This window comes from Mesonia aestuariivivens, from assembly GCF_019311235.1.
Taxonomy (GTDB): Bacteria; Bacteroidota; Bacteroidia; order Flavobacteriales; family Flavobacteriaceae; genus Mesonia; species Mesonia aestuariivivens.
On the sequence record NZ_JAHWDF010000027.1, the window covers coordinates 1 to 10,012 of the forward strand.

The following is a 10,012-nucleotide window of genomic DNA, read 5'->3' on the forward strand; positions in this document are numbered from 1 at the left end:
AAGACTAAAACGAACTTTTAAGGCATTAATACAAAAGCAAACAAAAATTAATGCAAATTTTGGCTTTACCCCTAATTTCAATTATTTTTAAAAAAAAATTAGGTAGTTTTGAGACAGACTGCCGTTGCCAGCAATCTATTAATCTTACATTAGGCTACAAGCTTGTGAAATTCAGCTACTTTTAACCATCCAAACCTTGATAAATTTGCAATAAATAATCATAAATTTATTAAGATGAAAACAGTACTGATAACAGGAGGAAACAAAGGAATAGGATTTGAAACCGCTAAACAACTGGGTAAACTGGGTTATGATGTCTATATAGGTTGTAGAAATAAAAAAAGAGGGCAGGAAGCAGTAGAAAATTTAAAAAAGCTCAAGGGGAGCAGCGTAGATTGGATTCAGCTTGATGTAGCAGATAGCACATCAATAGAGCAAGCTAAAATTGAGCTAGCATCAAAAATAGGTTCTTTAGATATATTAATCAATAATGCTGGTATTAGTGGTATTCAACCACAAAAGTTTTCTCATAATAATATCAAAACGTTAAGAAATATATTTGACACTAATTTCTTTGGTACTGTTGAGGTAACTCAAAAATTTTTGCCTTTATTGAAGAAAGCGGAACAGCCAATTATCATTAATATTTCCAGTGAAGTTGCATCTTTAGAAATCCATTCGTCAACAGGAAAAGATCCTAATTTAGAAATTTGGAGTGCTTATGGAGCATCAAAAACTGCTGTAAATGCATTTACGGTGATGCTTGCCAATGAATTAGAAGATAGTCCCTTCCAAGTGTTTAGCGTAACACCAGGCTATACATCAACCGATCTCAATGATCATCAAGGAACAAAAACGGTTGAAGAAGGTGCCGCTCCTATTGTTAAAATTGCTACTGAATCAACTAGTTTTACTTCTGGAAAATTTTATGGTGATCAGGGAGAAGTTTCTTGGTAAGTTACCTAATCGATTTAATTTTTAGTTCGCTGATAGTATGAATTAGATGCTTAAATTTGTATTTGTTGTAAGTAAAGTATCTACATGCAGAACATTTGTATAGTAAAAACGATAGAAGAGTTTCATTCGTTATCGGGTTTAGAGGCTCCACAGCATCCTTTAGTAAGTATTATTAATTATGCTGGGTTGAATATTTCTCAAAGAGAACGGGATTCTAGCTGGATGCTTGATTTTTATCTTATTGCTATAAAACGTGGCCTGCAAGGTAAAATGTATTATGGACAACAACGGTATGATTGCGATAATGGCATTATGTTTTTTGTGGCACCTCAACAAGTGTTTCGCATTCAGCCTGACAAAAGTAGTAATGAAGAAAGATCAGGATGGATGTTACTGATTCATCCTGATTTTATCTGGAATACTTCTTTAGCCAAAAGAATATCGAAATATGATTTCTTTGACTATGCAATAAATGAAGCTTTGTTCCTTTCAGAAGAAGAGGAAGTAACACTGGAACCTATTCTAGAAGGAATAAAGAAAGAATATCAAACGGATATTGACCAATACAGTCAAAACATTATTATTGCTCATATAGAGACCCTACTTCAATATTCTGAACGTTTTTACCAACGTCAATTTAATAATAGAAAATTAACGAACCGTAACATTGTTGAGCGGTTTGAAAACTTACTAATAAACCATTTTAAATCACACATAGCGTCACAAAAAGGTTTACCTAGTGTACAAATTTTAGCAGAACAACTTCATATTTCATCCAAATATTTGAGTAAGCTCTTGAAAGAAATAACAGGACAAACTCCTCAGCAACATATTCAAGCAAAGATAATTGAAATTGCTAAATTACAATTATCTACCACAGAAGACTCAGTAAACGAAATAGCCTACAATTTAGGATTCATACATCCTCAGTCATTTCATAAACTATTTAAAAGAAAAACGGAACAAACTCCTCTTCAATTCAGAAAAACTTTCTTTAGATAATCATATTTCTGTTTCTTCTCCAAGAAAGCCAGCAGGTAATCGAGTGGATGACTCTGCCAACAAATGACGGAGTGCACCCCTCACACCAGCGTACGTACGGGTCTCGTATACGGCGGTTCGATAATGAAACTCATCGATTGTAGTATTCTATTAAACTAACATAACCTTTCATTTTTAAGCGTTCTACGGTAATGGTGGTACGCAAAATAGGACTCTGAGCAATTTCCCAACCGCCCATTCTGGTAAGGCTCTAAGCATAGGCCTGGTCTGGGATAATCCCCAAGCGAATCAGGTTTTTCCGTTTTCGTTCGGGCTTTTTCCAGTGGAGCCAGGTGCAATACCGTAAACGATTCCGCAGCAATTCTTCCAGCTTTTTAAGCTTTCCCTGAATGGATGCAGGTTTGAAATAATTTATCCAGCCTCGGATCAACAAGTTAATTCGTTGGATACGTTCTTTAAAACTTTAAAAGTAGAACTTATTTATGAGGGTGATTTTAAAATTATAGAACAGGCTAAAACCGCTATTTTCGAATATATAGAAATAGGGTATAACAGGAAACGATTACACACCTTTTTGGGATACAAAACTCCTTACGAAGTAGGACAAGAATTTTATCAATTTAAAAATATGGCATAGGTCTTAAAAAATTTGTCCGACTTTTTGTTGCAAGTCCAACCCGTAACTGACGGTTATACGAGACAAGAGAACTGATACGTATAAAGGAACTGCTATTCCAAAGACCCTTTTAGTTCTCCTCTTGTTTCTTAGTAAAAATAATAACTACTTTATTAGTGATGATAAAATAAAGTAGATTGTTGTGCTTCATTAAAAACATGATTCTACTATCGAATTAGCAGTTCTCTACTTCAATAAAGTTTCTAAAAATGCATTATTCGTTTAAATAGGTAGATTTAAATCTGTTTATTTTATATATGTTGTATTAAGATAAAAAAATGGCAATACTAAACCTTATTCCGACAGAAAAGATTATTGAACGTCTTCGATATGAAAATCCATGGTGGATTACTAAAGAGGTCCCGAACACATATAGCTCAATGTCCAAGAGACTATATTTTGACCTCTTTTATCCATTCGTTCTTGAAAGGAGTATTAAAAGGGCGTTAGTTCTTATGGGCCCTAGAAGGGTTGGTAAAACAGTAATGCTATTTCATTGCATTGAAAACTTACTGAAAGAAGGAACAAATCCTCATAAACTATTCTTTATCGGAATTGACAACCCGATTTACTGATTTTCTATTACCTCCATTAACATTTCAAGAATATATCCATTTGAAGAAATTAGACCATTTAATTTTTGAAGGTGATATTCAATATGGAGACAAGGATGTAAAGTATTGCTTACCTCATAATTCAAAAGCATTAAATAAAGAATTTCTCCATTATTTAAATTTTGGAGGATACCCAGAGGTTGTATTATCTGAAAAAATACAAGGAGATATGGGTCGATACGTTAAAAACGACATTGTAGACAAAGTTCTTCTTAGAGATTTGCCAAGCTTGTATGGAATCAAAGATGTTCAAGAATTAAACAGATTTTTTACATACATAGCGTATAATACAGGAAACGAATTCTCATATGAGACAATGTCTCGGGAAAGTGGAATTCAAAAAGATACATTAAAAAAATATTTAGAATATTTAGAAGCAGCATTCCTAATTAAAGTATTAAATAAGGTTGGAGTCAATGCAAAAAGATTAAAAAGAATAACAAGCTTCAAAGTATATCTTACCAACCCATCCCTTCGCACTGCATTATTTTCCCCGATAAGTGAAACAGACCAAGAAATGGGAAACATGGTAGAAACAGCAATTCTTTCACAATGGATGCACAGGGAGCAACTAGACTTAACCTATGCTAGGTGGAAAGAAGGCAGAAACGAAGGTGAAGTTGATCTTGTCTTGGTAGATGATAAAAGTTATAAGCCAGTTTGGGGAGTTAAAATTAAATGGAGTAATAGATATTTTGACAAACCTCAAGAATTAAAAAGTTTAATTAAATTTTGTGAAACAAATAAATTTGAATCGGCAGTTGTTACTTCAATTGATCAATTAGGAATGAAGGAAATACAAGGGCTAAAATTCACTTTTCTACCTGCTTCCATATATGCATACAATATTGGAGAGATTACATTAAAAGTGAGAAATAAAAATTAAAGAACGAAAGCATAACACTAGTAACCGTTGCACAAGACTGTAAAACGCAATATTACCAACTCAAATAAGCCGCTCTAAGCGGTTTTTCTTTTTTTGATCATCTGGGGTTAAACCAAATTCAGAACTGTTAAAATGGATTGATAGATAAAATACTATCTATTAGAAATAAAGATTTTTTAGTAGCTTTTGATAAACTAATTACTTCAAGTGCTTCAGAATCTGACATTATTGAACTGACGAAAGAGCTAAAAATTATGTTAGAAATGAGTAAGCAAGATATTAAAAACGGTAAACTAATTTCTCAAGAAGCTATGCATAAAAGAAATTTGGAATGGCTAAACCCAATGTAATTTGGACCCGAACAGAGCAGACATTCAATTGGCTGTAATTATTTTTTTAATGTTATGTAGTATAGTTTTTCAAAATCATTGAGGATAATTGTGTCTTTGTTTTTATATAAAATATTTACACCATTTCCATTGTTCGAATTTTTTGCTTTAAACTTTGTTGTTTCGTTATTTAATGAAAGTTCTACATAATTATAGCCATAAGGAGTATAGCCACCTACATAATGATTTCCAGAGAATGAATTTCCTAAAACAACCTTACCAAATGATTTTGGACTTTTTTCTAAATTCCATATAGGTTTTAATTCATCAAGCCGTGTTTTTTCTAAAACATCTTTAAATTCATTCGTATGGTCATATCTCGTATGTAAAGCGAATTCTTTGTTTTCGTATTTTAAAACACTTACTTCATTCGCTAATGGAAAAATCGAAATCAAATTTGATTTTAATTTTTTAATTTTTTCAGATATTAATTTTTCTTCTTTTTGATAAATATCAGAAGTTAAACTATCTATATATTCATTAGTTTGATTTTTATAAACTAAATTTAACGAATCTCTAATTGTAACACCTTCTCTAGATTTTAGTATTAATTTTTCTATTTTCTGTTTTTTGAAATTGTTTTTAATGGAGAATTTATAAACTTCATTTAATTCAGTTTTTTCTTTAGGTTTTAAAAAGTAAATAGTTCCATCTTTGCTAATATAACTATGCACATAACCAGAAGGTTTATTTAACTGTTTTATTTTATTAAATTTTCTATCCAAAACTAGCCAATCACCATTTTCATTATTTGCAAATACGTTTTTTTGGTTGTATTTGATATTTGTTAAGTAAAAAGGAAATTCCTTTATGGAAATTTTATTATTTGTATGCTCGGGAAAAATAGGGATTTCAGGATGTTTATCTTCTTCTGTTCTTTGGTATCCACAAGAATTAAATATAAAAACAAATATTAGAAATATTAATCTTAGAGTATGATTCATTTTGTATTATACTGGAATAGGTTGACTCTTTTTGATTAGAATTATTAATTTTTTAAATTGTAAGTTCAGGTAAACTTACATTATTTTTTCGATAGGACTTGTATTTGATAGTTGGATTTAAATGTACTTCGGCTGGTTTTCTCAAATTCAGGCTAAAATGTGTTCTCAGATTATTGTAAATATATATCGCTTGTTGAGCTAATTCTTTGTTTTTAATGGTTTGTTTTAGACCATATTCATAGTTCTATTGATTCTTTCGGCTACAGGGTTTTCATACGGATTGTATTGCTCGGTCATACGCATCACAATGCCGTTTTGGAGTGGCTACCTTCACTACTACATAAAATTTAAGTCTTTTTGTTAGAAAACAAACCTCTTAGAAACATAAAAAACGATACTATAGCTCCGAATTAAAGGAGCAGGCAGTAGCATTAAGTTACCAGCTCATTTAATATCTTTATTTAGATTTAATATAATTAATTTGGTGGTATCAGAAGACCATTCTATTTTTGGCGGAAATTTATTTTTTATATAGCGTCTAAATAAGAACAGATGAAACAATTATTATCAATTTTAAGTTTATGCCTGCTAACTACTGTTACGTTAGCGCAAAACGCCACCCTTACTGGAACTGTAAAAGACAATAATCACACGTCTCTTTTTGGAGTCAATGTTTCTTTAAAAAACACCGCTAAAGGCACACAGACTGATGGCAATGGAAACTTTGAAATCGCTAATTTAGAAAATGGCGATTACACCGTTTTAATTTCTTATTTAGGTTTTAAAACCAAAGAAATTTCAGTTTCAGTTTCAGGTAATAAAAATATAAACTTACCGACCATTACTCTTTATGAAGGAAATGAAATCTTGAGTGAGGTGATGATTCAGGGAGAACGCCGTAACAAATTTTCTCGGAAAGAAACCGCTTATGTCTCAAAACTTCCTTTAAAAGATATAGAGAATACACAGGTATACAGTACCGTGACTAACGAAATTTTAAAGTCGCAGGTAGTCACCAATTTTAATGATGCCTTAAAAAATGCAACTGGTGTCGAGCAACTTTGGACTTCTACGGGTCGGGGTGGCGATGGAGCTGGTTATTTTTCACTTCGAGGATTTTCTGTACAGCCACAATTGGTGAATGGACTGCCTGGTCTCACAAACGGAACAATAAACCCCGCCAATATTGAACGTATTGAAGTGATGAAAGGACCTTCCGCAACTTTGTTCGGAAACGCAGTAAGTTCATACGGTGGACTTATTAACGTGGTTACCAAAAAACCTTATGTAGGCACTGGTGGCGAACTGTCTTTCACTTCTGGAACATATGGTCTCAATCAAATTGTTGGAGATTTTAATACCGCCCTAAGTAAAGAAGATAACTTATATTTTAGAATAAATACAGCATACACTAAAGAGCAAAGTTTTCAAGATGCTGGTTTTAGAGAGTCTTTTTTTATAGCCCCCTCCTTATCGTATAAAGTAAACAATAAGCTTTCATTTTCTTTTTATGGAGAAATTACCCAGGCAGAACAAACCAACCCTACGTTTTTATATTTAAATAGAAGTGCTCCAACAGCAGCTTCAAATCTTGATGAACTAGGCTATAATCATAAATTATCGTTTACGAGTAACGATTTAACGTTAGAAAACCCCACCCAGAATTACCGAGTTGAAATGGATTATAAATTATCTGATACGTGGAAATCGCAAACCCTACTTTCTAAAAGCTCAACCTCTACCAAGGGATATTATTCTTACTTATTTGATTATGGTATTTTAGAAGGCAATACGTATTCTCGTTTTATTAATAAACAGAATGCGAATACACAAACCACCGACATCCAACAAAACTTTATCGGAGATTTTAAAATTGCTTCGTTACGAAATCGAATGGTTGTGGGGATTGATTATTTTAACGAAACACAAACAGACAATAGTACAAGTTATGCATTTTACGGAAATGTAACCCCAAATGGGGGGGTAAATGGAGACGATCCTTTCACCGAAGCGGTAGAAGAAAATTTATATCCACTTTCTACTTCAGGCGTCGATGCGGTGTTGGCTTCGCAGGCAGTTAACAACCTCAAATCTACCTACCATATTTATAGCATGTATGCTTCTGATGTGATTGATTTCACCGATAATTTTTCTGCCATGTTAGGATTAAGATTGGATCATTTTGATAACGAAGGTGATTTGGCAGACCCAGAAGATGATTTTAACCAAACAACCTTAGCTCCAAAATTTGGATTAGTATATCAACCTATAAAAGATAAATTATCTGTTTTTGGAAACTATCAAAATGGGTTTACCAATGTAGCCCCACAATTAGTGGGTAATCCAGATGAAGGCCCCCAACGCTTACAAACTTTTGACCCAGAACAAGCCAATCAATTAGAAGCTGGTATAAAAACAAATCTTTTTAATAACCGGCTAAATGCTACCATAAGTTATTATGACATCAAAGTAAAAGATCGCGTAATTACCGACCCTTCATCGCCTTTTAATAAAATACAGGGAGGAGAAGTGGTGAGCAAAGGTTTAGAAATTGAAATTAATGCCAACCCCATGAAAGGCTTAAATATTAGAGCTGGTTTTAGTCACAACGATAGTGAAACTACAAAATCTGACAATACAGAGATTCTCAATAGAAGACCGCTAGATGCTGGACCAGAAACACTTTACAATTTTTGGGCTAGCTACGAATTTCAAAACGAAGCCCTAAGCGGTTTTGGAATGGGATTAGGATTTAATGGAGCCAGCGAACGTTTTGCAATCAACTACAAATCGACTGGTGAATTTATTTTACCAAGTTATACCATTGCCAATGCTTCTATTTTTTACCAAGCTAATAAGTACAGAATAGGATTAAAATTAAACAACGCTTTTAACAAAGAATATTACAAAGGCTGGACCACCATAAATCCACAAAAGCCAAGAGCATTATTGGCCAATATTTCTTATCAATTTTAATCTGTCTCATAAAAGAGCAAGTACTTTTAAACATCTTGCTCTTTTTTAAATAGCTATCGATGACCTTCAAAAAATTTGTATTTCAACTTCATAAAATTTTAGGACTAGCTACAGGCCTAGTCGTTTTTATCGTTGCGATTACGGGTTGCTGTTGGGCGTTTAAAGACGAAATTGAAAACCTTTACAGCGACTATAAAAAAGTAGCTCCACAAAAGGCCCCTATTTTATCACCTACCAAAGCAAAAGAACTTGGAAAAAAAATCTTTCCAACGCATACCGTACACGGTACCCTATTTAAAAAAGAAGATGATGCCATAGAGGTTATATTCTATGATGCTGAACCCGAGTTTTATCAGAGTGTTTTTTTAAACCCCTATAGCGGTAAAGTGATTCAAATAGATAATCATTTGTCAGGATTTTTTGCGTTTATTCTAAAAGGACATATGCGGCTTTGGTTACCAAAATCTATTGGAGAACAGGTAGTGGGGGTCTCAATTCTAATTTTTATTCTCATTATTTGTTCTGGTTTTTTTCTATGGCTACCTAAAAAACGTAAAAACTTAAAGCAACGCTTAACATTTGATTGGAAGAAAACCACACGATGGAAACGTAAAAATTTTGATTTACATACTGTGGTTGGCTTTTACGTATGTGCTCTTGCCTTTATAATTGCATTTACAGGCTCAATGATGTCTTACAATTGGCTTAAATATGTAGTTTATCAATCGACAGGTGGCGAAAAAGAGACGAGTTTTATAATTCCTCAAAACCAGAGCGATAGCGTAGATAGAACGGTTAAAGTACCTATGGATACGCTTATTGTAAAACTTGCCCTAGAACATCCCGCAGCTGAAAGTTTTGAACTGCATTATCCTCACACAAAAGAAGAAAGTATTTATGTTGAAATTTCTAATAGCAAAGGAATCTATTACGATTCTGATTTTAGATTTTTTGATCAAAATACACTGAAAGAAATTGAAACTCCTAGCATTTACGGAAAATACGAAAATGCCAAAGTAGCCGATAAAATTCAACGCATGAATTACGACATACACATTGGAGCCATTGGCGGAATTGCGGGTAAAATTATTGCGTTTTTGGTTAGTTTGCTAACCGCAAGTTTACCGGTAACTGGAGCTTTATTGTGGTACGGACGTAACTACAAGAGGAAAAAAAAATAGATCGTATTAACGTTTAGTTCATCTAATTGTTCTCCTTAATTTTATACGAAGTCTTATTAAAGTTTTAATGGGGGGGGCATCGTAAGCTAACGAATGTAATGCAAGAGCTTCACAGATTTCTATCGTTCCTTTATCGAAATCACCATATAAAAAAATGAGGTCTACCACAGTTAGATTAAGTAAAGCTTTCTGTAATTAAAAACGTAGCCTATTTTTAGTTTTCGTAGCAAAACAAATAAAAGCAGCAGCGCGGGCAGAGGAGTATAGCCTAGCGAAGCGATTGCTATACGCAGGATAAAGCTTTTATGTCGTTTTCAAGATAGCTAAAATCAGCCTAGACTTTTTTTTGAAACAAGAAACAAGAAGCATGATTTTGAATGTTGGATT

At 33.1% G+C, this 10,012-nt stretch carries 10 protein-coding genes; 8 read left to right on the forward strand and 2 right to left on the reverse strand.

Annotated elements, in window-relative coordinates; translation table 11 throughout:
• Positions 1-234: 234 nt before the first annotated feature.
• Together KW502_RS14685 and KW502_RS14690 are read left to right on the forward strand one after the other, a co-directional pair.
• Positions 235-957 carry an SDR family oxidoreductase gene (locus tag KW502_RS14685; protein WP_219041314.1) on the forward strand — a complete coding sequence of 241 codons (723 nt, stop codon included), beginning with the start codon at positions 235-237 and terminating at the stop codon, positions 955-957.
• An 84-nt stretch (positions 958-1,041) separates the two neighbouring features.
• Positions 1,042-1,959 carry a helix-turn-helix domain-containing protein gene (locus tag KW502_RS14690; protein ID WP_219041315.1) on the forward strand — a complete coding sequence of 306 codons (918 nt, stop codon included), beginning with the start codon at positions 1,042-1,044 and terminating at the stop codon, positions 1,957-1,959.
• 250 nt (positions 1,960-2,209) lie between these two features.
• Here KW502_RS14690 and KW502_RS15725 read toward each other — a convergent pair whose 3' ends face one another.
• The gene (locus tag KW502_RS15725; protein WP_439651416.1) at positions 2,210-2,392 is read right to left on the reverse strand and encodes a group II intron maturase-specific domain-containing protein; all 183 of its coding nucleotides are present in this window, start codon (positions 2,390-2,392) and stop codon (positions 2,210-2,212) included.
• Positions 2,393-2,401: 9 nt separating this feature from the next.
• On the opposite strand from KW502_RS15725, the gene KW502_RS14695 reads away from it, so the two are divergent.
• The 4 genes from KW502_RS14695 to KW502_RS14705 all read left to right on the forward strand — a co-directional run bounded on the left by KW502_RS14695 (position 2,402) and on the right by KW502_RS14705 (position 4,485).
• On the forward strand, positions 2,402-2,596 hold the full coding sequence (locus KW502_RS14695; RefSeq protein ID WP_255554275.1) for an IS3 family transposase: 195 nt from the start codon (positions 2,402-2,404) through the stop codon (positions 2,594-2,596).
• Between the two features lie 524 nt (positions 2,597-3,120).
• Complete coding sequence (locus KW502_RS15510; protein ID WP_255554277.1) at positions 3,121-3,210, forward strand: hypothetical protein; 90 nt, start codon at positions 3,121-3,123, stop codon at positions 3,208-3,210.
• Positions 3,211-3,250: 40 nt separating this feature from the next.
• On the forward strand, positions 3,251-4,135 hold the full coding sequence (locus KW502_RS14700) for an ATP-binding protein (RefSeq protein ID WP_255554276.1): 885 nt from the start codon (positions 3,251-3,253) through the stop codon (positions 4,133-4,135).
• A gap of 137 nt (positions 4,136-4,272) precedes the next feature.
• A complete protein-coding gene (locus KW502_RS14705) occupies positions 4,273-4,485 on the forward strand; it encodes an Ntn hydrolase family protein (RefSeq protein ID WP_219041316.1) in 213 nt (70 codons plus the stop codon).
• A gap of 38 nt (positions 4,486-4,523) precedes the next feature.
• Here the strand turns inward: KW502_RS14705 and KW502_RS14710 are convergent, their stop codons facing one another.
• On the reverse strand, positions 4,524-5,468 hold the full coding sequence (locus KW502_RS14710; protein ID WP_219041317.1) for a hypothetical protein: 945 nt from the start codon (positions 5,466-5,468) through the stop codon (positions 4,524-4,526).
• A gap of 552 nt (positions 5,469-6,020) precedes the next feature.
• On the opposite strand from KW502_RS14710, the gene KW502_RS14715 reads away from it, so the two are divergent.
• Positions 6,021-8,444 carry a TonB-dependent receptor gene (locus tag KW502_RS14715; RefSeq protein WP_219041318.1) on the forward strand — a complete coding sequence of 808 codons (2,424 nt, stop codon included), beginning with the start codon at positions 6,021-6,023 and terminating at the stop codon, positions 8,442-8,444.
• A 59-nt stretch (positions 8,445-8,503) separates the two neighbouring features.
• Positions 8,504-9,625 carry a PepSY-associated TM helix domain-containing protein gene (locus tag KW502_RS14720; protein WP_219041319.1) on the forward strand — a complete coding sequence of 374 codons (1,122 nt, stop codon included), beginning with the start codon at positions 8,504-8,506 and terminating at the stop codon, positions 9,623-9,625.
• Positions 9,626-10,012: the final 387 nt, after the last annotated feature.

Coding starts and splice junctions, on each gene's coding strand:
- KW502_RS14685 (WP_219041314.1), top strand. CDS start 235: ATGAAAACAGTACTGATAACAGGAGGAAACAAAGGAATAGGATTTGAA.
- KW502_RS14690 (WP_219041315.1), top strand. CDS start 1,042: ATGCAGAACATTTGTATAGTAAAAACGATAGAAGAGTTTCATTCGTTA.
- KW502_RS15510 (WP_255554277.1), top strand. CDS start 3,121: ATGCTATTTCATTGCATTGAAAACTTACTGAAAGAAGGAACAAATCCT.
- KW502_RS14710 (WP_219041317.1), bottom strand. CDS start 5,468: ATGAATCATACTCTAAGATTAATATTTCTAATATTTGTTTTTATATTT.
- KW502_RS14715 (WP_219041318.1), top strand. CDS start 6,021: ATGAAACAATTATTATCAATTTTAAGTTTATGCCTGCTAACTACTGTT.
- KW502_RS14720 (WP_219041319.1), top strand. CDS start 8,504: ATGACCTTCAAAAAATTTGTATTTCAACTTCATAAAATTTTAGGACTA.